Source organism: Streptosporangium sp. NPDC000239 (genome assembly GCF_040300765.1).
Taxonomy (GTDB): domain Bacteria; phylum Actinomycetota; class Actinomycetes; order Streptosporangiales; family Streptosporangiaceae; genus Streptosporangium.
Genome location: NZ_JBEPEI010000012.1, coordinates 220,311 through 241,972, shown reverse-complemented (window position 1 = coordinate 241,972; position 21,662 = coordinate 220,311). Strand labels below are relative to the sequence as shown.

At 70.3% G+C, this 21,662-nt stretch carries 21 protein-coding genes and 1 pseudogene; 10 read left to right on the top strand and 12 right to left on the bottom strand.

The window, feature by feature from the left end:
• Both ABT340_RS27540 and ABT340_RS27535 read left to right on the top strand, forming a co-directional pair.
• Positions 1-306 (top strand): annotated as a pseudogene (locus tag ABT340_RS27540) (ATP-binding protein); the annotation flags it as partial.
• Positions 307-367: 61 nt separating this feature from the next.
• Positions 368-754 carry an SCO5389 family protein gene (locus ABT340_RS27535; protein ID WP_352013722.1) on the top strand — a complete coding sequence of 129 codons (387 nt, stop codon included), beginning with the start codon at positions 368-370 and terminating at the stop codon, positions 752-754.
• Positions 755-1,021: 267 nt separating this feature from the next.
• Here the strand turns inward: ABT340_RS27535 and ABT340_RS27530 are convergent, their stop codons facing one another.
• Both ABT340_RS27530 and ABT340_RS27525 read right to left on the bottom strand, forming a co-directional pair.
• Positions 1,022-2,170: an LLM class flavin-dependent oxidoreductase gene (locus tag ABT340_RS27530; RefSeq protein WP_352013721.1), complete on the bottom strand. Its 1,149-nt coding sequence runs from the start codon at positions 2,168-2,170 to the stop codon at positions 1,022-1,024.
• A gap of 502 nt (positions 2,171-2,672) precedes the next feature.
• Positions 2,673-3,740, bottom strand: a complete 1,068-nt coding sequence (locus ABT340_RS27525) for a serine hydrolase domain-containing protein (RefSeq protein ID WP_352013729.1) — start codon at positions 3,738-3,740, stop codon at positions 2,673-2,675.
• Between the two features lie 388 nt (positions 3,741-4,128).
• Between ABT340_RS27525 and ABT340_RS27520 the strand changes: the two genes are divergently transcribed.
• The gene (locus tag ABT340_RS27520) at positions 4,129-4,788 is read left to right on the top strand and encodes a helix-turn-helix domain-containing protein (protein ID WP_352013720.1); all 660 of its coding nucleotides are present in this window, start codon (positions 4,129-4,131) and stop codon (positions 4,786-4,788) included.
• A gap of 80 nt (positions 4,789-4,868) precedes the next feature.
• On the opposite strand, the gene rnhB is transcribed toward ABT340_RS27520, so the two are convergent.
• Complete coding sequence (gene rnhB / locus ABT340_RS27515) at positions 4,869-5,540, bottom strand: ribonuclease HII (protein WP_352013719.1); 672 nt, start codon at positions 5,538-5,540, stop codon at positions 4,869-4,871.
• A gap of 11 nt (positions 5,541-5,551) precedes the next feature.
• Positions 5,552-6,487 (bottom strand): LysR family transcriptional regulator, encoded by a 936-nt coding sequence (locus ABT340_RS27510; protein ID WP_352013718.1) that lies wholly within the window; start codon positions 6,485-6,487, stop codon positions 5,552-5,554.
• Positions 6,488-6,586: 99 nt separating this feature from the next.
• Here ABT340_RS27510 and ABT340_RS27505 point away from each other — a divergent pair, with 99 nt between their 5' ends.
• Both ABT340_RS27505 and ABT340_RS27500 read left to right on the top strand, forming a co-directional pair.
• A complete protein-coding gene (locus ABT340_RS27505) occupies positions 6,587-7,867 on the top strand; it encodes a pyridoxal phosphate-dependent aminotransferase (protein ID WP_352013717.1) in 1,281 nt (426 codons plus the stop codon).
• Positions 7,868-8,042: 175 nt separating this feature from the next.
• On the top strand, positions 8,043-8,687 hold the full coding sequence (locus tag ABT340_RS27500) for a GNAT family N-acetyltransferase (RefSeq protein ID WP_352013716.1): 645 nt from the start codon (positions 8,043-8,045) through the stop codon (positions 8,685-8,687).
• Positions 8,688-8,811: 124 nt separating this feature from the next.
• Here the strand turns inward: ABT340_RS27500 and ABT340_RS27495 are convergent, their stop codons facing one another.
• Positions 8,812-9,291 carry a hypothetical protein gene (locus tag ABT340_RS27495; RefSeq protein WP_352013715.1) on the bottom strand — a complete coding sequence of 160 codons (480 nt, stop codon included), beginning with the start codon at positions 9,289-9,291 and terminating at the stop codon, positions 8,812-8,814.
• Positions 9,292-9,619: 328 nt separating this feature from the next.
• On the opposite strand from ABT340_RS27495, the gene ABT340_RS27490 reads away from it, so the two are divergent.
• The gene (locus tag ABT340_RS27490) at positions 9,620-12,646 is read left to right on the top strand and encodes an AfsR/SARP family transcriptional regulator (RefSeq protein ID WP_352013714.1); all 3,027 of its coding nucleotides are present in this window, start codon (positions 9,620-9,622) and stop codon (positions 12,644-12,646) included.
• Between the two features lie 332 nt (positions 12,647-12,978).
• On the opposite strand, the gene ABT340_RS27485 is transcribed toward ABT340_RS27490, so the two are convergent.
• Entirely contained in the window at positions 12,979-14,421 is a 1,443-nt protein-coding gene (locus ABT340_RS27485) for a DUF7059 domain-containing protein (protein ID WP_352013713.1), read from the bottom strand.
• Between the two features lie 136 nt (positions 14,422-14,557).
• Between ABT340_RS27485 and ABT340_RS27480 the strand changes: the two genes are divergently transcribed.
• Positions 14,558-14,878, top strand: a complete 321-nt coding sequence (locus ABT340_RS27480; protein ID WP_352013712.1) for a hypothetical protein — start codon at positions 14,558-14,560, stop codon at positions 14,876-14,878.
• A gap of 146 nt (positions 14,879-15,024) precedes the next feature.
• Here ABT340_RS27480 and ABT340_RS27475 read toward each other — a convergent pair whose 3' ends face one another.
• Positions 15,025-15,627: a TetR/AcrR family transcriptional regulator gene (locus tag ABT340_RS27475; protein ID WP_352013711.1), complete on the bottom strand. Its 603-nt coding sequence runs from the start codon at positions 15,625-15,627 to the stop codon at positions 15,025-15,027.
• Positions 15,624-16,223 carry a GNAT family N-acetyltransferase gene (locus tag ABT340_RS27470; protein WP_352013710.1) on the bottom strand — a complete coding sequence of 200 codons (600 nt, stop codon included), beginning with the start codon at positions 16,221-16,223 and terminating at the stop codon, positions 15,624-15,626. Before ABT340_RS27470 ends, ABT340_RS27475 begins: the two co-directional genes overlap by 4 nt.
• A 65-nt stretch (positions 16,224-16,288) precedes the next feature.
• Between ABT340_RS27470 and ABT340_RS27465 the strand changes: the two genes are divergently transcribed.
• Complete coding sequence (locus ABT340_RS27465) at positions 16,289-16,801, top strand: winged helix-turn-helix transcriptional regulator (protein WP_352013709.1); 513 nt, start codon at positions 16,289-16,291, stop codon at positions 16,799-16,801.
• On the opposite strand, the gene ABT340_RS27460 is transcribed toward ABT340_RS27465, so the two are convergent.
• Positions 16,737-17,408: a VC0807 family protein gene (locus ABT340_RS27460; protein ID WP_352013708.1), complete on the bottom strand. Its 672-nt coding sequence runs from the start codon at positions 17,406-17,408 to the stop codon at positions 16,737-16,739. The genes ABT340_RS27465 and ABT340_RS27460 overlap by 65 nt on opposite strands.
• Positions 17,409-17,560: 152 nt before the next feature.
• Between ABT340_RS27460 and ABT340_RS27455 the strand changes: the two genes are divergently transcribed.
• On the top strand, positions 17,561-18,346 hold the full coding sequence (locus ABT340_RS27455) for an SURF1 family cytochrome oxidase biogenesis protein (protein ID WP_352013707.1): 786 nt from the start codon (positions 17,561-17,563) through the stop codon (positions 18,344-18,346).
• 8 nt (positions 18,347-18,354) lie between these two features.
• On the opposite strand, the gene ABT340_RS27450 is transcribed toward ABT340_RS27455, so the two are convergent.
• Together ABT340_RS27450 and ABT340_RS27445 are read right to left on the bottom strand one after the other, a co-directional pair.
• Positions 18,355-19,122, bottom strand: coding sequence for a hypothetical protein (locus ABT340_RS27450; RefSeq protein WP_352013706.1), 768 nt, complete (start codon positions 19,120-19,122; stop codon positions 18,355-18,357).
• Between the two features lie 14 nt (positions 19,123-19,136).
• On the bottom strand, positions 19,137-19,838 hold the full coding sequence (locus tag ABT340_RS27445; RefSeq protein ID WP_352013705.1) for a hypothetical protein: 702 nt from the start codon (positions 19,836-19,838) through the stop codon (positions 19,137-19,139).
• A gap of 242 nt (positions 19,839-20,080) precedes the next feature.
• On the opposite strand from ABT340_RS27445, the gene ABT340_RS27440 reads away from it, so the two are divergent.
• The gene (locus ABT340_RS27440; protein ID WP_352013704.1) at positions 20,081-21,277 is read left to right on the top strand and encodes an amidohydrolase family protein; all 1,197 of its coding nucleotides are present in this window, start codon (positions 20,081-20,083) and stop codon (positions 21,275-21,277) included.
• Here ABT340_RS27440 and ABT340_RS27435 read toward each other — a convergent pair.
• Positions 21,274-21,630, bottom strand: coding sequence for a YkvA family protein (locus ABT340_RS27435; RefSeq protein ID WP_352013703.1), 357 nt, complete (start codon positions 21,628-21,630; stop codon positions 21,274-21,276). The genes ABT340_RS27440 and ABT340_RS27435 overlap by 4 nt on opposite strands.
• Between the last annotated feature and the right edge of the window lie 32 nt (positions 21,631-21,662).

Below are 21,662 nucleotides of genomic sequence, written 5' to 3'. Positions count from 1 at the left end.
CTGCGCGAGCAGGTGGGGTCGGATCTGCTGGTGTGCCTGGGGCATTCGGGGGTGGTGCGGGGGATGGAGCAGGGCCGTCCGTTCGGGCTTGAGGACTTGGAGCCGGAGGTGTCCTCGGGGCTGGAGGTGCTTTTGGCGGCGGTGGACGGCCGGGAGAAGGACTGGGGGCTGTTCGGTCGTCAGGCGGTGGAGTTCCATCTGCGCAACGCGCGGGCCTGGGCGAACCGGGCCACGGGGGAGGATCTCGCGGCGCAGATCGACCCCGAATTCGTCTTCGGGCCCACACGAGTGTCCCTCCAGCGCTAGCTGGAGGTCGATCGGGCCCGGCCTAGTGTCTGTAAGTTCCCTTCTGAGAGGAGAAGGCAGCATGTCGCTGACCGTTCCGAACGAGCTTCTCGACCAGGCGAAGGCAGGAGAGGTGGACGACGCGACGTTCGTCGCCTGTGTCCGTGACTCCCTGCCATATGCATGGACGCTCATCAGTGACCTGGTGGGGGAGCGTGAGCGCACCGGCGCCGAGTTCACCGACAACACCGTCCCGCCGCCGGACGAGGCCGCCCGCGGCCAGCTCCTGCGCTGCCTCGCCAGCGACTCCATGCGCGGCGCGCTTGAGCGTCACTTCGGGGTGAAACTGGCCTTCCAGAACTGCCACCGGGTCGCGGTCTTCGACCCGGCGGCCGTCAAGGCCCACGCCGAGTTCATCACCGCCAGGTCCCAGATCCTCAACCAGAGCCCCGAACTCGTCGACTGCTGACCCCTCCCGCCCTCGTCAAGCCGCACCCCGGCCTGACGAGGGCGCTTTCCTTTTCCTGCCCGGGGCACCCCCACCCTCGCCAGGCCATACCAACCCAGCGAGGGCACCGTCCCGTTCCGACCTGGTTCCCGGCCTGGGACAGCACTCCAGTCCCTCTCCCTCGTCAGGCCGTACCCCGGCCCAGCGAGGGCGCTTCCCCACCCCTGTTCCTGACCTGGTTCCCGGCCTGGTGATCAACAGGCCCGGTGTTGGCCCCTCCTACCCTCGTCAGGCCGTACCCCGGCCCAGCGAGGGCACTTTCCCATTCCTGACGCGGGGCAGCACCTCAGCCCCCAGCCGTCTGATCGTTTCGAGGGTTCGCTCCCGTGAGCCCGCCCCCTCGACCATGAGGATCAGGTGGCCGAGCCCCGTCTTGTTGACGGTCCGTTCGATCCGCTCGACGCAGAGGTCGGCCGAGCCGACCGGGTGCGTCCGGCAGAGAAAGTCCACGTAGTCCGCGATGTCACGGCGCGGTGTGGGGCGCCCGTCAACGGGCACGTACCCCGCGAGCCCCGGCCCGAGCCAGCCCGGCATCGCCGCCCTCAACTCCGCGACGGCCTCCCGCGTCGAGTCCGCCACATGCCCGACCACTGCCGCCACATGCCCCGGATCCCCATCGTCCCAGGCACCACCACGCCCTTGATCCCCATCGCCATGGGCCTCACCACGCCCCAGGTCCCCGCCTCCACGGACACCACGATGCCCTGGATTCCCGTCGTCACAGCCGCCACCCCGGGCACCGCCCCCAGCGCCGTAGGCCTCGCCGTACTCCCGCAGCAGCCCGGCCTTCCCCTCGTCGTCGAGGTGCATCCCCAACAGCATCGGCAGCCCCCGCCCGGCGGCCAGTGCGACCGTCCCCGGCGAGGTGCACGCCACGACCGGCCTGAGTCTGGCGGCCGGGACCATCGGTACCTCCCGGAACCGGAAGAACTCCCCGTCCGCACGGACCGTGTCCTGCCCGAGGGCCGCGCACAGCAGGTCGAGCGACTCGGGAAACCCCCGCTCGAACCTGGGCAGCCCCGTCCCGAACACCTCAAGCTCCATCCAGGGGCCACCCCGCCCAACCCCGAGTGTGAACCGCCCGCCGGAGACCTGGTCCAGGATCGCCGCCTGTTCGGCCAGCTCAACGGGGTGCCGCGCCGACAGTACGCTCACCGCCGTCCCCACCCCGATCCGGTCCGTACGGCCGAGCGCGACCCCCGCCAAGGTCACCGCCGAGGGGCACACGCCGTACGACATGAAGTGGTGCTCGGCGATCCACGCGTCGTCGAAGCCTGCCTCCTCGGCGACGACCACCGCCTCGACCGTGTCCCGCAACACCTGTCCCGGCTCCCTGCCGGGGAATCCTGCCGCGATGAGGAAGATCCCAACCCGCATGCTGCCCACCATGCGCCACCGCCCCCCGACAGAAAAGGGCATATCCCCCTTCCCTCCGCGTACCCGGCCCGACAAGGTCTGGGGCGACAAGGCTTACGGTTTCCGCGCGAACCGCGCCTACCTGCGCAGACGCCGGATCACCTGAGCTACTCCGGAGAGGACGGCAACCGCAAGAACCTCGGCTCCCGTGAAGGCAGGCCGCCGAAGTTCGACATCATCCCCGCGGTGCCGGCGTTTTCCCGGCAGGCCCTGGCGCGCGACCTCCACGAAACCAGCGAGTGCCACAATGCCGCGCGACCGGTGGGAACAATGCCATTGACGGCCACTTCGCCCCCTTCATGTTGATATGAGCGAGTCGAAGGATTACGAAGTGGCCCTCTTCTGTCACATGGAACTCACCCGCCCTGGACGTGGACCGGACGACCCGCCTCAGCCGAGCAGGGCCCGATGGCGCGCCCCCGCGGAAACATCGGCGGTTCGACCCCACCAGCCGGGCGGCCCGTCAGCGTGCGGTCTTCCCGCCGCAGAACACCTCCTTGAGGAGCCTTTCCACCACCCTCGGGTACAGCGCCGCCGGATCGACCGCGGCGTCCCCGGTGGTGAGTGAGGCGGTCAGGGTCTTCCTGCCGTCAGGTGAGCTGTACATCAGCGCGCCGTAGCCCGCCGGAGGGCTGCCGTTGTGCTGGTAGACGATGCCGCCACAGCCGGGGCCCAGGTCCTGTACCCACAGTCCGAGGCCGTAGCCGAGATCGCCGTACGGCTTGCGCATCTCGGCCAGCAGCGGGGCCGGCAGGAGCTTGCCGCCCATCAGCGCGGAGATGAACGTCTGGAGATCTTGGGTGGTCGAGATGAGGGCTCCGGCGCCGGCCAGCAGGGAGGGGTTCTGGCGGGAGACGTCGACCACCTTCCACTGACCGCCTTCCTGGTAGCGGAAGTAGCCGTGGGCGTACGGTCCGGGGAGCTGTGTGCGGTCGCCCGGTATCACGGTGTTTCGCATACCGAGGGGCCTTAAGATGCGGCGCCGCATCTCCTCGGCGTAGGAGTGGCCGGTGACCTTCTCGATCAGCAGCAGGGCCAGCGTGTAGTTGGTGTTGGCATACCTTTGGTCTGTTCCCGGTTCGAATCGGGGCTTCTTGGACAGTGCCAGGCGGAGCAGTTCCTCGGGCCGGTAGCTGTGGAAGCGGTTGGCCAGCCACTCCTCGCCGTGGCCGGGGATGCCTGGCTCCCATTGCCCGTTGGCGTCGAAGTCGCCGGTGTAGTTGAACAGTCCGGTGGTGTGGCGCAGCATCATCCGTACGGTGATCCGCTGGTCGAGTCCTAGTTCGGGCAGGTGGTTGGCCACCGGATCATCGAGTTCGATCTTGCTCTCGGCCACCAGTTGCAGCACCAGGGTCGCGGTGAGGGTCTTGTTGACGCTGCCGGCCCAAAAGCGTCCGTTTGTGGGAGGTCTGGCGGTCTGGCCGAGCTTGCGTACGCCGGCGCTGTCGGCCCAATCGCCTTGTTCGTCGTGTACGCGCAGCTGTACTCCGGCCAGGCCTAGGTCGGCAAGGTCCTGGAGGGCCTTTTGCAGCCGCGGGCGGTCTTGCCCGGTGCCGGCGCCGTGTGCGGCCTGGCTGCGTGCGGCGGCTGCCGCGGGTGCGACGGTCCCGGTCAGGAGGGCGGCCGCCAGTGCTGTGGCCGTCAGTGTTGCGGCCGCCGCACGTCGGGGGATGCGCGGTGTTCGGGTCGCGTTTTCGGCCGGGCGAGGGGTTTTGTTCATGACCATTCCTCAAATTCACGATAGTACGTGTTTCGTGCGGATCAAAAGCTATGTTGCATTCGAAATTCGGTCAACCTGATGCGGCGCATAATCCCAGGTAGACGGCGATAAATTGACGCAATGACACTGCACCCGAATGCAAGGGGGCGTTGCAATGAATGCCGCCGAAGGCAATACTGGCGCCATGCCAGGAGGACGATTGACCCAGCAGGACCGCGAGCGCATCGCGGCCGGCCTCGCCGACGGGCTCTCCTATGGTGAGATCGCCAGGAGGCTCAACCGGCCGACCTCGACGATCACCCGCGAGATCGGCCGCAACGGCGGCCCCGGCGGCTATCGGCCCCAGCAGGCCCACCAGGCGACGACCCGGCGGGCACGGCGCGGCACACCGGCGCCCCCACGCCCGGCCGGATCACTGAGCGGCGCGATGGAGGACGAACTCGTCGAGCTGTCGGTCAAAACCGGACTGCCCAGGACGAGCGCCCGCGTACACATCGACCTTCTGCTGTCCCAGGACGGCAGACGCACCGCGGCTGAACTGGCCAACAGGCTGAAGATCAGCCCGGCCACCGTCTCCGTCGCCGTCAATTTCCTGATCCAACTGGGATTCCTCCGGCGCGAGCGCGACCCCCGGCGACGACGCGACGTCTACGTGGTCGACGCCGACGCCTGGTACAACTCGGTCGTGACCGGTAGCCGCCAGACGCTCCAGACGGTGCGGGCCGCCAAGGTGGCGGCTCAGGCCTACGAGCTCGACAGTCCCGTGCGGGAACGACTGACCAAAGCGGCGGCGTTCCTGGAACAGGTCAGCCTCGACGTGATCGAGGCCGCCGACCGCCGGCGCGACCTTCTGACGTGACCGACCCTCGCTCGGATCACCTGATGAGCGCGCGGACCAGGTCCCGGTCGTCAGGACACGGAGGCGGAGATGGGCACGGCCTATCCGAAAAGCCCGAGCTGACCTTCCCCCGCCAAAGGGTTCCGGTGCCTCTTGAGGTGGCGCCAGCGAGGGAGGTCGTCCAGGTAGGACCAGGACAGGCGGTGGTGTTCGGTGGGGCCGAGGCGTTCCAGGGCCTGTTGGTGGATCGGCGAGGGGTAGCCCGCGTTGTCGGCGAAGCCGTACTCCTCGACACCGGCCAGAGAGGTCATGTAGGTGTCGCGACGGACCTTGGCCACCACCGAGGCCGCGGCGACCGAGACGCAGGACAGGTCTCCCTTGATCTCGCACCGGACCGGCCAGGGCGCCCCGAGATAGTCGTGTTTGCCGTCGAGGATGACCACGTCGGGCCGGACGGGCAGTTCGGCCAGGGCCCGGCCCGCCGCCCTGCGCAGCGCCTCGGTCATGCCGAGTTCGTCGATCTCGGCGTGGGTGGCCTCGCCGTACCCGACGCCGACGGCCCAGGTGACGATCTCGTCGAACATGGCGGTACGGCGGGCCGGGGTGAGCATCTTGGAGTCGGTCAGTCCGGCGGGCGGCTCGGACAGGTCGGTGACCACCGCGCAGACCGCGACGGGTCCGGCCCAGGCGCCCCGGCCGACCTCGTCGATCCCGGCGACGGTCTTCGACCCGTTGCCGGACAGCAGCCGTTCGAGCGCGTATGTGGGAGGCATGGCTGAAGACGTTACCGTTCGGCCAGCCGGACGACGGCCAAGTCGTCGACCAGCATCCGGGCGGCCACGTGTACGGCCCGCAGGGTGACGGAGACGGCGGGCCGGTTGACGCTCGACGCGCGGGCGACGGCGTGGACGACGCGGCTGACCGGATCGCCGGGGAACTCCCGCACGACGATCCCCCTGACCCCGGCGGCCAGGGCCAGGGCCGGGACGGCCGCGATGCCGATGCCCTTGGCGACCAGGCCGAGGATCGTCCCCAGCCCCTCGAACTCCCACGGCACCGGCTGGGCCCCGCCGAAGTCGGCCAGCATGCGGTCGACGGCCAGCCGGGAGGGTTCGCCGTCCGGGGTGGCCATCCACGGCTCGTCACGTAGTTCGCGCAGGTCGACGGGCTCGTCGAGGGAGGCGAGCCGGTGCCTGCGCGGCACCACGAGCACCAGTGGGTCGTGCAGCAGCGGGAAGACCCGCAACGTGTCCGTCTCGCGCACCCTGCCGTACCAGTCGTCGACCAGCGCGATGTCCACCTCGCCCGACCTGACCTCGCGCATCCCCCGTCCTGAGCGTCCCTGACCCATCCGCAGGGTCAGCGCGGTGTGCCTGCGCAGCGACCTGGCGAGGGCGGGCGCGAAGGCGACGGCGGCGGTGGGGAAGGCGGTCACGGTGACGCGCCCCGACGGGGTTCCCTGGTGGGCGGACAGGTCCGACTCCGCGTTCTCGACCATCGCCAGGATGCGCTGGGCGTGCTCGACCAGGCGGCGTCCGGCGTCGGTGAGTTCGGCGCTGCGCGCGGAACGGTCGAGCAGCGCGGCTCCGGCCTCCCGTTCGAGGGTCGCGAGCTGCTGGGAGACCGCGGACGGGCTGTAGCCGAGGGAGGCCGCCGTCGCGGCGATGCTCCCTCTCCTGGCGAACTCACAGATCACCACAAGCCGACGAAAATCAAGCATCGGACTTCCTTACGCCCACCCACACCAACCAGTGCTTGTTCCGATGCCTGCATCCCATCACGCTTGGGAACGTTCCGCATTGATCGGAAAGGGACACTGATGAACGTGACGCTTTCCGCCACGCTGGCGGCGAACGAGGACATCGAACGAAGACGGCGCGCCGGTGAGCGGGTGCTCCACCTGGCCTTCGGTGAGGCGGGTCTGCCCGTTCATCCGGCGCTACGCGAACGGCTGGCCGCCGCCTCCGAGCACAACGGGTACGGCCCGGTCGCGGGGATCACGCCGCTGCGCGAGGCAGCGGCGGGCTACTGGGACAGGCGCGGCCTGCCGACGGACCCCGACCTGGTGGTCTGCGGCCCCGGGAGCAAGCCCCTGCTGTACGGCCTGCTGCTGGCGATCGGCGGTGACGTCGTGCTGCCGATGCCGAGCTGGGTGAGCTACGCCGCCCAGGCCGACCTGGTCGGGGCCCGTCCGCTGCCGGTTCCCGCCCCTCCTGGCGAGGGCGGGGTGCCCGATCCCGACCGGGTCGCCTCCGCCGTACTGCACGCGCGGGCGCGGGGGCGTGACGTCCGTTCCATCCTGCTCACGCTGCCGGACAACCCGACCGGCACGCTGGCCTCCCCGGCCACGGTCACCCGGCTGGCGAGGATCGCCCGTGACCTCGGTCTGATCGTCATCTCCGACGAGATCTACCGCGACCTCCTGCACGATCCGGCGACCGGCTTCGTCAGTCCCGCCGACGTCGCCCCCGAGCGCACGGTGATCACCAGTGGGCTCAGCAAGAGCCTGGCCCTGGGCGGCTGGCGGATCGGCGTGGCCAGGCTTCCCTCCGCCGAGCTGCGTGACCGGCTGCTCGCGGTGGCCAGTGAGATCTGGTCGAGTCCGGCGGCACCCGTCCAGCGGGCCGCGGCCTACGCCTACACCGAGCCCGCCGAGATCGTCGAGCGGATCGACCTGAGCAGGCGGCTGCACGGCACGGTCGCGCGGGCGGTGCACGACAGGCTCGTCCGGGCGGGAGTGCGGACCGAGGCGCCGCTCGGCGGTTTCTACCTCTATCCCGACTTCACCGGACATGACTTCACGACCTCCGCCGAACTGGCCGCGGCGCTGCTCGACCGGCACGGGGTCGGGGTGCTCGCCGGACACGTCTTCGGCGACGACGTCAGGGCCCTGCGGGTGCGGGTGGCGACGAGCCTGCTGTACGGCGAGACGACCGAGCGGCGACTGGCCGCGTTGCACGCCGCCGACCCGCTGGAACTGCCCTGGATCTCGGCCGCGCTCGACCATCTGAGTGAGGCCCTGACCGGCCTGGCGGGGGCCCGGCCGGCACCCGGTGGACGCCGTGTTTCCGGCGCCGTTCCCAGCCCCGTGACGGGCTGATCTTTCAGGAGATCACTTTAAGGAAACTTTACCCCGTGAGCAGGCACATTCGGGATAGCATCCGCATGCTCTGACCTGCGGTTTCACCCCTCCGAGCAGGGGGCGCCAGGGGCTTAACCAAGATGTCTTGTGTCATTTGGCACCAGGCATGCCTGTCAGCCCCCATCATGTGCTCATGCCCGCTTTTGTCACCCTGTCCGGGCGCTCCGTGCGCCTGGAACCGCTCAGCCTCGCGGTGGTCGACGACCTCGTCATCGCGGCGAGTGAGGACCGTTCTACTTACGCCTTCACTCGCGTTCCCCAAGGCCGGGAAGAGATGGTCTCCTACGTGGAGGCCGCTCTGGCTGAGCAGGCGGAGGGCCGCACGTTGCCCTTCGCCGTCCGGTGGCTACACACCGACCGCATAGTCGGTGCCACCCGCCTCATGCACCTGGAGTACTGGCAGGGCCCCATGCCCTGGCCGCCGGGTGCGCGTGGAGCGGTGGGCGAGGTCCCGTCCGTGGCGGACATCGGTTACACCTGGCTGGCCGCCTCGGCCCAGGGCACGGGTGTCAACCGGGAGAGCAAGTACCTGATGCTCTCGCTCGCCTTCGAGACCTGGCAGGTCCACCGCATCACGCTCAAAGCCGACGTACGCAACGCACGATCCCGGGCCGCCATCGAGGCCCTCGGCGCACACCTCGACGGTGTGCGGCGGGCGGAAACCCGAGGCGCCGACGACACGGTCCGAGATACCGCGTACTACTCGATCCTGAGCGGCGAGTGGCCTGCCGTACGAGAACGGCTCCACACGCGACTCGGCCTGTTCGAGGCGGCGTGACGGAGCCCCATCACTTCCGATGAACCATGGAACAAAAGGCCCGCCCGGAGTTCCGGGCGGGCCCGATGTTCGTCTTCCCGGCCTTTTCCAAGGCCGCCCCGATGACCTCATCGTCCGTCAGGCGTCACTCGTCGTCATCGGCCTCGTAGATGTAGTTCCACCGGCCGCAGGAAACGCGCTGGGCCCCGGGCCGTTCCCAGTAGCAGACCCGGACCTGGACGTTGTCGACGTCCTCCTCGGAGAAGTGGAAGGACCGGTAGCCGGACGAGACGCACTGCCTGGCCCAGTCGTAGGACTCGTCGCCGTCGGCGTTCTCGAACTTGACCTGGACGTAGCCGCACAGCCGCCACGGACTGTTCTTGTCGTAGAGGCGCCCCTGGACGTGGACCTCGGAGCCGTCGTCCCACACCTGGCCGTTGGCCTTGGCCCGGGAGCCGTTGCGGTACTTGGAGTAGTAGGAGCCCCAGAAGTCGACGTCGAGGGCACCGGCGGTCGCGGTGCCGGTCGTCGCGGCCGAGGCCGAGGAGGTCAGCGCCGGGACGCCGACCGCGAGGACGGCGGTCGCCGCGGCGACGCCGAGCAGGCTGCGGATGGTGCGGTTCATGGTTCCTCTCCCAGAGGGCCGGACTTCCCGTTCCTTGGTGGAAGTCATGACCCATTGATAGGACGAGGTCCCTGCACCGTGCTTACAGCGCCTTTATCGACGCCTGCAGACGATTGAATCAACGCCTGCAACCTGGTGAAACACCGGGCATGACCGCCCCCGTATGGGGCCATGCCCGGCATGTCACAGCATCCGGGAAGCGGTTCAACGCCCGATTGACGATGAATCAACACCAGGGTTAACGAGTGGGCGGTTTCCTGTGGTGACGGCATTGCAGGACCTATCATTTCGGTGGTAAGGCTTTTTCTTGAGGGCGGAGATCCAGGAAATGGCTGCTCACAGCAGCGAAGAGGGGTTGCGCTTCGCCTTGCTCGGCCCCGTCCAGGCCTGGCGTGACGGCGTCGAACTCGACCTCGGCACGCCGCTGCAACGCTCCATCCTGACGATGTTGCTGCTGCGTGAGGGCAGGGCGGTCACTCCCACGGAGATGATCGACGCGGTCTGGGGCGAGGACGCGCCGCCCAGGGCTCTCGGCGCGCTGCGCACCTACGTCTCGCGGCTGCGGGCCGTCCTGGAACCGGGCAGATCCCCCCGGACCCGCCCGGAGCTTCTCACCTCGGTCGGCCGTGGATACGCTCTGCGGCTGAACGACGTCACCCTCGACCTGACGCAGTTCGAGCGGGGTGTCCACGAGGCCGAGACCGCCCGCCGTACGGGAGACGGCAGGGGGGCGGCGGAGAGTCTGCGCGCCAGTCTGGAGCTGTGCACCGGGGAACCGCTGGCCGGGGCCGTCGGCCCCTACGCCGAACACCAGCGCGGCAGGCTCGTCGAACGCAGGATGAGCGTCGTGGAGACGCTCATGGACCTGGACCTTGAGCTCGGCAGGCACGCCGACGTGGTCTCCGAGCTGGTCGCGCTGACCGCCGACCACCCGCTGCGGGAACGGCTGCGCGCCCAGCTGATGCTGGCCTACTACCGGTGCGGCAGGCAGGCCGACGCCCTGGCCGTCTTCGCCGAGACCCGGACCGCGCTGATCGACGAGCTCGGCATCGAGCCGGGGCCCGAGCTGACCACCCTGCACCGGCGCATCCTCTCCGGCGACCCGGCTCTCGTGCCCGCGCGTGCCGCCGTCTCCGTGCCCGAGGAGCGTACGGCCCCGCCCGAGCCGACCGAGGTCGAGGTCCCCGAGCTGCCCCGTCCCGCGCAGCTGCCCGCGGCCGTCAGTGACTTCACCGGCCGCCGTCACGTCGTCGCCAGGCTGCGCACCCTGCTGTCGCAGGCGGGTTCCGACGGTGTGCCGGTCGCCGCCATCTCCGGCATCGGCGGCGTCGGCAAGACGGCCCTGGCGGTGCACCTGGCGCACACCATGCAGGACCTGTTCCCCGACGGTCAGCTCTACGCCGACCTGCGCGGTTACGGCGACGAGCCGGCCGCGGCCGAGTCGGTGCTCGCGGCGTTCCTGCGCGGGCTCGGCCTGCCCCCCGACGTCATTCCCGACGGTCTGGCCGAGCGGGCGGCGCTGTACCGCTCGCTGCTGGCCGAGCGGCGGATGCTCGTGCTGCTCGACAACGCCCGTGACGCCGCCCAGGTCGGTCCCCTGTTGCCCGGCACGACGGGCTGCGCGGCGATCGTGACCAGCCGTCCCAAACTCGCCGACCTGCCCGCCGCCAGGCTGGTCGATCTGGACGTGATGGAGTCCGACGAGGCGTTGTCGCTGTTCGCCACGGTCGCGGGCGCCGACCGGGTGGCCGCGGAGCGCACGGCCGCCATGGAGGTGGTCGCCGCCTGCGGTTTCCTGCCGCTGGCCGTGCGGATCGTCGCGGCGCGGCTGGCGGCCAGGCCGTCGTGGACGGTCGCCTCGCTGGTGCCCAGGCTGGCCGACGAGCGCCGCCGCCTCGACGAGCTGCGGGTGGGCAACCTCGCCGTCGAGGCGACCTTCGCCCTCGGGTACGGCCAGCTCGCCCCACCCCAGGCACGGGCCTTCCGGCTGCTGTCGTTGCCCGGCGGCCCCGACATCTCCGTCGGGGCCGCCTCCGCCGTCCTCGCGCTGAACCCGACGGAGACCGAGGACATCCTTGAGTCCCTGGTGGACGCGAGCCTGCTTGAGGCGCCCGCGCCGGGGCGTTACCGCTTCCACGACCTGCTGCGGCTCTTCGCCCGCCGTACGGCGGAGCGCGGTGCGGACGCCGAGGCGGGCGGGCCCGCGCTGCGGCGGCTGCTCGACTTCTATCTGGCGTCGGCGCAGTCGGCGCACCGGCTGGCCTACGACGGCAGCACGCTCGCCGAACAGCTCTCGGTGACCGGCCCCGGCCACACGTTCGCCTCCGCCGACGAGGCCGTGGCGTGGCTGTCGATCGAGGCGGAGTCGCTGTTCGCGGCCATCGCCCAGACGACCGCTCAGGCGGCGGCCCAGACGACGGCCCAGACGACGGCCCAGACGACGGCCCAGACGACCGTCCAGGCGTTGCTGCCGGCGGCCGACCTGCTGCTGGCCATGGAGCCGTTGCTTGAGTCCGGCAGCCACGCCCGTGAGTTCGAGCGGCGGGCCAGGGAGACCCTGGCCGCCGCCCAGCGGTTCGGCGCGCCCTCCAGCGAGCTGCGCTGCCGCTACGTGCTGGGCAGGGTGCTGTTCGGCGCGAACCGGCTGGTCGAGGCCCGCAAGGAGTTCGAGGCCTCGCTCGGCCTGGCCGTCGAGGGCGACCGCATCGTCAGCGGCGAGGTGCTCAACGCGCTGGCCGTCGTCGCGGGCCGTCAGCGCCGTCACCAGGAGGCGCTCGCCCTGTTCGACGCGGCCCGCGAGGTCTTCAGGGAGATGGGCGCGCCGGGAGGTGAGGCCCTGACGCTCAGCTACTCGGCCAGGGACCACCTCTTCCTCGGTCAGGCCGAGGAGGCGATCGCCGCCGCGGAGCAGGGGCTGACCATCTTCACCGAGATCGGCTCAAGTCCGGGCACCGCGCGGGCGCGCTACCACCTGGGGATGGTGCTGTCCCGGGTGGGACGGCTCAACGAGGCGGTGCACCACCACGCCGAGTGCCTGGCCTTCTTCCGCACCAGCGGGCAGCGGGTGTGGGAGCAGCGCGTCTGCTCACGGCTCGCCGAGACGTTCATCACGGCCAACCGCTTCGGGGACGCGACCCGGCACGCGGAGCAGGCACTGGCGGTCAGCGTCGAGATCGGCCACCCGTACGGCGAGGCGCTGTCGCTGTGGGTGCTAGGCAGAGCGCTCGCGGGGCAGGGTGACATCCGGCGCAGCCGTGACTGCCTTCAGCGGGCGCACGACATCTTCGACAGGCTCGGCGCCCCCGAGGCCGCGGACATCCGCGCTCTGCTCGACCGTGACCCCGTCGGTAACTGACCACGACACGTCATACAGGTCGTACAGATCGTCGTCGAGCCGTGTCATCCAAAAGTGGTTGATCACTGGAATTCCCGTCGCTCTGGAACCTGAGATCGGATGCGGGGCGCCCGGCCGGCCGTCTGGCCGTCGAAGACGCGTTAGGGGGCCCGGTCATCCGGTGCGTCTTCGGCGACCGGCCGCCTCACTGTGACGACCGGCCGGACTCGGCGTGGTCCCTTACCCCCCGGGTCCACGCCGTGCCCACGTCCAGAGCATCCCTTCCGGCGGTCAACATCGGATCAACAACCGATCGGTGGGGACATCCAGGGATATGCACAGCCTGTGGATAATCAGGGGGTCGATATGTGGAAAAATCCCTCGGCGATCAACGGGCGGAGCGCTTCGGGAGCACGAACCAGCAGGTCATCGGCGTCCTGACCGGTGAGTTCCGCGATGGCCGCCAGCAGCGGGGCCAGTGGATAATCACCGTCACAGACCCCCGCCAGGGCCGCCTCGACCGTTCCCACCTGGGTGGCGCGGCGCAGCCCCCGCGTCTGTCTGAGCACGATCCGCGACGGGTCCTCGGCGCCGGGCGGCCCCGTACGCTCCTCGGCCACGCCCTCGGCCAGTGCGAGCCGGGCACCGAGCAGTTCCTCGTCGGTGAGGCGGTGGGCCAGGCCGACCGAGGCCAGCACCTCGTCCACGTAGCCGCCGACCGGCAACTCGACCCGCTGCCCCAGCTCCTCGACCCTGACCACCGGGTCGAGGCTGCCGGAGTCGTGCAGCGTGATCCAGCCGAAGCCGATCCCGGTGACCTTCATGGTCTCGAACCAGTCGAGCCAGTCGTCGTAGAGCTCCCGGTAACGGGGGGTGCCCTGCTCGGCGGCGTCCCTCAGCCACAGTTCCGCGTACTCGGCCGGGTCCTGCACGTCCCGCTGCACCACCCAGCCGTCGCAGCCGGTCCCCGCGAGCCATCCGCCGACCCGGTCACGCCAGTCCTCGCCGTCGACGTGCAGCCAGTTGGCCAGCAGCTGGCAGGTGCCGCCCGGGGAGAGGAAGCGGGGGGCGAGCCGTACGAGGTCGCGGCAGAAGCCGTCGGCCTCGAAGCCCGACTCCCGGTAGGTGAACCGGCCCCGGGGGGAGATCACGAACGGCGGGTTCGAGACGACCAGGTCGAACCGCTCCCCCTCGACGGGCTCGAACAGCGACCCCTGCCTGGCCTCGACGCCCTCGATCCCGGACAGCGCCCAGCTCAGCCGGGCCATCCTGAGCGCGCGGGGATTGACGTCGGTCGCCACGACCTCCTCCGCCCGGCCGGCCAGGTGCAGCACCTGCACACCGCACCCGGTGCCGAGGTCGAGGACGCGCCCGGCCGGGCGGCGCGAGACGAGCTGGGCCAGGTTCGCCGACGCCCCTCCCGCGCCGACGACGTGGTCCTCGCGCAACGCGGGATCGCCCGGCCTGACCTTGCGGTCGGAGACGACGTAGCCACCCGTCTCCCACGGCTGCAGGTGCACCGCCGCGCTGACCAGACCGTCCTGTACGGTCACCAGCCCGCCCTCGGCGAGCGCCTCGACCGGGAGCCATTCCGGCGCCTCGACCGGCGCTCCGAGCCACCACAACCGGATCAGCGTGCCGAGCGGGTCGCCGTCGCGGGTGACGCGCAGCGCGGGTGTCGTCTCCTCACGGGAGAGCGCGGTCGCGGCGACCGTGCCGAGGCGGTCGCGGACGCCGTCGACGGTGTAGCCGGTTTCGAGCAGCAGCTCTCTGAGACGGGCGGGAAGATCTCTCACCCGACCATCCTCCCGCAGCCCTCCCAGCCGGGGGTGACCCGATCGTTGCAGACCGCCGTAAGCGTTCTGCAAGCACGGCACAAGTGGGAGACGGTACCAATGAGGAGTCGCTCCACCCGGTCCTGAGGTTTCCGAGATGTTGATCCCCTGTTTCGCCTGTGAGTCCCGTTTCCGGCCCGACGAGTACTTCCGCGCCTGCCACGACTACAACCGTGGCCGGGACATGGTCGCGTGGACCTGCCCGAGGTGCGGCAACCGGGACGAGTTACGGGTCCTGCCGGGCGAGCTGGGCTTCGGATACTCCGCGAACGGCGGACACGGCGGGTTCGACGTCAGCGACCGGGTCCGCGTGCCCGGTCTGCGGCGACGACGCCAGGACCTGCGGCTGGACATCTCGCTGGACGAGAAGGTCTGGCGGGTGCCAACCCGGCTACGGCAGCTCGCGGGAGCACGCTGAGACCGCTCCGGCCCGGACGAACCCCCGGACTCCGGGCCGGAGCTCTCAGACGCCCGAAAACCGGGGCTCTCACGGACGACGGCGCGGGGCCGTGGGCGGTGGGTGACGGGTGCGGCGACGGGGGCCAGGTGGGCGAAGCCGTACGGTCAGGCGGGGGCGGGGCGCTGGCGCAGGCTGTGCCAGGCGGCCTCGCACAGGCCCGCGATCTCCTCGGGCGTCGGCTGGTGGGCGCCCGCGAACCACAGGCGGCACATCTCGGTCGCGGGGCCGAGCCAGAGCACGTAGCACATGGTGGGGGGGACGGGCTGGAGCAGGCCGTTCTTCATGTGGGGCCGCCACCAGTCGGCGACCTTGCGGAAGAAGGCCCTGCGCAGCTCGGAGACCTCGGTGCCGCCCGGCTCGTCGCGCTTCGGCGGGCGCTCGCTGAGCAGCAGGTGCGCCCGCTCCCTGTTGTCGTCGTACCACCTCATGTGCAGGGCGACGATGGCCTCGATGCCCTCCTTGGCCCCCTCGTGACGCCGCAGCTCGGTGAGGAAGACCTCCTGGTACATCCTGAGGGTGTCGGCGTAGAGCACCCCGAAGACGTGTTCCTTGCTCGCGAAGTGGTGGTAGAAACTGCCGACGCTGACGCCGCTCTCCTCGCGGAGGCTGGCGAGCGTGGTGGCCGAGACGCCGTCCTGGCTGAACCGGCGCAGTGCGCCCTCGATGATCCTGGTGCGGCCGTCGCGTCCGTTCTTGGCACTTTTCACGGTGTCAATGGTGCGCCAACAGAACCTTGTTCCGCAAATGGTGTCCGGCCACCGGACTCCCCGTCGATGATAACGCTCCGTTCGCCGCCACCACCCGGCGCGACGCCCCCTCCGAGGGCCGGTTCGACCGGCGCGTTCACCTCCACACTCCCCTGGGAGGTCCGGGTGACGGCCCCCGGCCACAGGCCCCGGATCATCGCCAGAACCCGGTGGTTGTCGCCGAGGACGTCCATGTTCGCGGTCCTGGCTCCGTTGACCGAGGCGCGGCGCAGCAGCCTGCGGACCAGGCGGGAGCCGATGCCCCTTCCCTGCCAGGCGTCGGCGACGACCACCGCGATCTCCACCTCGGCGCCGGCCCTGGCCCCCACGGCATGCCCGACGACCTTCTCCCCCGCGACGGCGAGCAGCACGTCCCCCCGGCCGGTCTCCGCCAGCAGCCTGCCCGCCATGTCCTCGTCCACGGCGGTGAGGAAGCGCAGGTGCCGTGTCCTTGGCGACAGTTCCGCGAGGAAGTGGCGAATCCGCTCCCCGTCGCCCGGCCCGGCGGACCTGATCTCGACGACGGTTCCTGCGAGCACCCCCTGAGTTCGCAACATGAACCTAGACTTCCGCCCGGCAGCTGAGTATGTCAAGTAGACTTAGCTGCGTTGGAGGTGACGCCGTGACGACCTACGATGCGGTCATGAGCGACGCGCTCCCGCGCCCCGACAACTGCTCCATCGAGCGGGCGCTGACGATCGTGGGCGAGAAGTGGACGCTCCTGGTGCTCAGGGAGGCCTTTCTCGGGGTGCGCAGGTTCGCCGAGATGCAGGCCTTCACCGGGGCCCCGAAACAGATCCTCAGCGCCCGGCTGACGCGCCTGGTCGAGGAGGGGCTGCTGCGCAAGGTCCCCTACCGCGAGCCCGGTCAGCGCAGACGCGACGAATATCGGCTGACCCAGATGGGCCGTGACCTCTACCCGGCTCTGGTCGCCCTGATGCAGTGGGGCGACCGCTATCTCGCCGACCCCGAGGGGCCCCCGATGCTGCTCACCCACCGTGACTGCGGTGCCGCGATCGAACAGCACTTCCGCTGCGCGGACGGGCACGAGATCTCCGGCCCGAGGGACATCACGGCGTCGCCCGGTCCTGGAGCGTGCCGTACCCGTGGTCCAGTGCCCGCAGGCAACGCCTGAGGCCGAGCACGGAGACCAGCCCCGCCCCGCCGAGCAGCACGGCCACCAGCGAGGTCCGCACCACGAGATAGGTCTCCAGCGTCTGGGTGAGCAGCAGCCACACGCTGAGTGAGGCGTTGAGGAGCTGCGCGCCGCCCCACAGCAGCGACTGCCACACGAAGAAGCGGCGCATCCGGGGATGTTCGAGCAGGTGCTCGGGCAGCGGGACCAGGTCGGTCGCCACCCGCTGGACGAGCGGCCTGCGCGTCGGGGCGGTGAGCAGGAAGCCCAGGCTCGCGCAGAGCACCCCCAGGCAGGGCTGCAGGAAGAACAGCACCGGGCTGCCGGTGGCCGCGGCCAGCACCGCCCTGACCGTGATCGTCCCCGCCGCCAGCAGCACGGTCCCCGGCACCGGCTCACGCCTGACCAGCCGCCAGACGATGCCGCCGTAGACCCACGCCACCGCGACCGCGAGCGCGCCGTACAGACCGAAGAACATCAGGCCCGCGTAGAAGACGGCGACCGGCAGGATCATGCCCTCCAGCACCCTCGGGGCGGCGTGCCGCAGCAGCGCCCCGAGGCGGGGCAGTGCGACCGGAGCCGCGGGGGGCGACAGGACCAAGGTCATCGTGCGCGGGCTCCGGAGGGGGAGATGGAACGGTCCGAGGGGGGCGGATCCATCCGACCGTACGCGATGTCCGGAGTGTCCGACAGCCTTTCCCGGACATCCGGCACCGGCCGAAGGAGAGAGCGGTGGGTACGGTGCCTACCCTTGGGAGCGTGTACCGGTTCCTTCTGACTCCCCGATGGCTGGCGCTCCACGTGGTGGTTCTGCTGGTCATCCCCGCCTTCGTGTTCCTTGGCCGATGGCAGTTCGGACGTTACGAGGAACGGTCGAGCAGCAGCCACCAGACCACCGCCAACATGTCCGCGGCCCCCGTCCCCCTCGAAGGCCTCGTGCCTCCCGGCGCCCCGATGCGGGCACACGACAGGTACCGTCCCGTGACGGTCACCGGCACGTTCGACGCGGGGGCCCAGTTGCTGGTCCGCAGACGCGTCCAGGACACCAGGGTCGGCTTCTACGTGCTCACCCCGCTGCGGACGGCCGACGGCGTCGGCGTCCTGGTCAACCGGGGCTGGGTCAAGGCGGGCGCGACGGCGGACGCGCCTCCCGAGGTCCCGCCGCCGAGCACCGGCGAGGTGACCGTCACCGGGCGGCTGCAGCCCAGCGAGACCGAGGAGACGACCGGCATCAGGAACCGGCCCGGCCTTCCTCCCGGCCAGGTCCTGCTGATCAACACCGAGTCGGTCGGGCGAGGCCTGCCGTACAAGCTGCTCGACGGGTACGTCGAGCTGACCGGCCAGCAGCCGCAGGCCCAGGCCGCGCCGGCCCCGGTGCCCGCGCCGGACGTCGGCGGAGGCGGCGGCCTCAACCTGGCGTACGGCGTGCAGTGGTGGCTGTTCATCGGCATCGCGATCGGCGGCTGGATCCTGTTGATCCGCCGGGAGGCCGCGGACCTGCGAGCCGAGGCGGCCAAGGGCGAGAAGGAGACGGTCGACGCCTAGAACGGTCGTCAGGGGAACAGCAGGTTCAGAAGGCCGCCGACGGCCGCGGCGACGCCCACGGCGACCACGGACGTCACGATCGACAGCAGGCAGCCGGTACCGCCCCGCATCCGTCCTCGCTCGGGTGGGCGCCGCCCGTACCGGTGCCACAGCGGGCGGGGTTCGAGCAGGAGGAAGGCGAACGCGCCGATCTGGCCGACGCCGAACAGCCAGAACCACGCCCACCTGTTGCCCAGCCTGGGGGTCGAGCCGAGCATGATCACGAGGGTCGCCACCCAGGCGGCCCCGATCCACCACATCCCCAGCATCGGGGGGATCTCGAAGGGCCAGGTGGCGTACCACCAGGAGGGTTGTCGAACGCTCTCCTGGACCAGCCTGACCTCGGCGTCGCCGATGTCGGCGCCGAACCGGTCGAAGGTGTAGGCGCCCTTGCCGTCCGACACCGGTCCCTGGTCGATCCGGTGCCAGACCAGTGGCCCCTCGGCCCACCTCAGCGCGTACACCACCTCCGGCGAGTCCGACGAGTCAGGGGCCTCCGAAGAGATCTCGGTCCCCTGCCGGGACGCCCGGTAGACGACGACCGTGACCCTGTCCGCCTTCAGGGCCGCACGGAAGTCGGAAAGCGTCCTCCCCGTCGGCGCCGCGGCCGCCACCACGAGCAGGGCGCCGAACAACAGGACCAACAGCAACACGACCCTGACGACCGTCCCGGCGAGCCACCATCCCCAGCGCGCCTCACGCCATCGGGGCGATAAGTCCCCCACTTCAGAGGTCATGCTTCTTTACTACCTCATGACGTCCAGGCGCTGATCATCCCTATGCCGAAGAAGACGGCCACGGCGAGGGCGAACCCCTGCGTCCCGTTGAGCCTGACCCGCTCGGACGGCACCTCGGACGACCCACGCCACAGCGGGTACGGCTCAAGCAGCACGTAGAGCCACGACCCCCCGACCAGGAACATCCACGTCCACGCCCAGCGACCGGCGTAGCGGTTGTCCCGCCGGGTGAGCATCAGCAGCCAGGCGATCACCTCGGCGGCGACCGCGACCGGGGCGAACGGCTCCCACCAGCGGGCGTAGGCGGGCGAGCCCATGAACATCCCGGCCAGCCCGAACCGCTGGGGTCCCCGGGCCTGCCCGATCTCGACCGACGGGCCCGCCGCCTCCCCGACCCGGGCCAGGAAGGCCGTCTGGACCCGCCGGAGCTCGCTCGGCACCAGCCTCGTGGTCACCGGGTCCCACACGTCGTCCGGTGGGTCGAAGTAGGCCTCGTTCCACGAAAGGGGACCGTTCGACCAGGTCAGCGTGCCGTACGCGGGCCAGTCCCGGTCGTAGACGACCTTGGTCACCGTACCGGCCCGCAGGTCGGAGATGAGTTCCTCGGCCTCGCGCAACCGAGGGTCCTGGTTCAGGTGGACCACGATCGTGGACAGCGCCAGGACGGACAACAGGGCGATCCGCGCGCCGTACGGGATGCCCTTCGGGATCTGCATGTCCGCCCCCATCGCGAGATGTCCGCCGCCGGATAGATTAGGGGCTCCCTACAAGGGCACACGACCGCATTCCCATCGCGACACACACGAACGCGAGAAACCAGGACGCACCCCTCCGGACACCCTCCTGTGGGCCTTCCGCCGGTTACCGGACACACAGGGGTAGATGGGATGAGACACAGATACCAAGCGGATATCTCGCAGGTTGTTCAGTGTGACGTCAGCGACGTACGGTTTACCGCGTGACTACGCCGCTGCTGCCCGACCCCGAGCCACGGCGGCGGGACTATGTGATCATTTCCGCTGACGACCACCTCATCGAGCCACCCGACATGTTCCTCGACCGGCTCCCCGAGAAATACGCCGATCTCGCCCCCAAGGTGGTCGAGACCGACTCCGGGCACCAGGTCTGGCGGTACGGCGGCGCGACCTACCCGTGTGCGGGTCTCGACGTGGGCGCGGGGCTGCCCCGTGAGCAGTGGACGCTCGACCCGGTGCGTTTCGAGCACATGCGGCCCGGCTGCCACGACATCCACGCGCGGGTCGAGGACATGGACCGCGCGGGTGTCTGGGCGGCGCTGTGCTTTCCCGGCATGCTCGCCGGGCAGTCGGGGATGGTCTTCGCCAAGACCCGCGACCAGGAGCTCGGCCTCGCGATCACGCGGGCATGGAACGACTGGCACGTGGACGTCTGGGCCGGCACCTACCCCGAGCGGATCATCGCCCTGCAACTGCCCTGGCTGACCGACCCCGAGGTCGCGGCCAAGGAGATCAGGGACAACGCGGCCAGGGGGTTCAAGGCCGTGCTCTTCCCCGAGTTCCCCACCCGGCTGCGGCTGCCGTCCATCCACACCGACCACTGGGACCCGTTCTTCCAGGCCTGCGAGGAGACCGGCACCGTCGTGTGCCTGCACACCGGCTCCGCCTCCTGGACCCCCGTCCCCTCGACCGACACACCGATCGAGGCGATCACCACGCTGATGCCCGCGAGCGCCATGTTCGCCTGCGCCGACTGGCTCTGGTCGGGCATCCCACTGCGCTTCCCGGCGCTGCGGATCCTCATCGTGGAGGGCGGGGTCGGCTGGCTGCCGATGCTCGCCGAGCGCGCCGACTACGCGCTCGACCACCCGGTCGCCGGGGAGGCCGCCTGGGAGGGCGGGCTCAAGCCCAGCGAGGTCCTGCGGCGCAACTTCTTCTTCGGCACGCTCAACGACCACGCCCTGTCCGGGGTGCGCTTCGCGGTCGGCCTCGAACACGTGCTGCTGGAGAGCGGCTACCCGCACTCCGACTCTACCTGGCCCGACACCCAGCAGACCGTGGCGACGAACCTTGGCAACCTGCCCCCGGCCGACATCGCCAGGGTCGCCTACGGCAACGCCGCCCGCCTGTTCGGCCACCCGCTGCCGTCACGGGCCTGGCTCAGGATGGAACAGCTCTAACGCCCGTGCTCGGGAGGGAAGACGCTCGCCTGGATGTTCCTGCGCTCCCAGTCGAGATAGCGTCCGCTCTCGCCGAGCAGAGAGGCCGTGAGCCACAGCAGGACACCGAAGTCGTCGGCCACCCCGACGAGCGCCAGGAAGTCGGGGATGACGTCGATCGGCGAGAGGATGTAGACCACGCCCAGGCCGAGCATGGCCAGCCTGCTCTTGCTCATGCCGGGGTACCGGCCCCGCGTCACCGCGCCGACCATCCTCGGAACAGTGCGCAGTCTGGTGATGAGTCCCGGTGAACCCGGCTGGGACACCTGCTTGTAGACCCGCCATGCCTGTGCCGCACGCGCTGCCTTCGCCATGGGAACCCTCCTCGGGGGGCACGCTCGTCGAC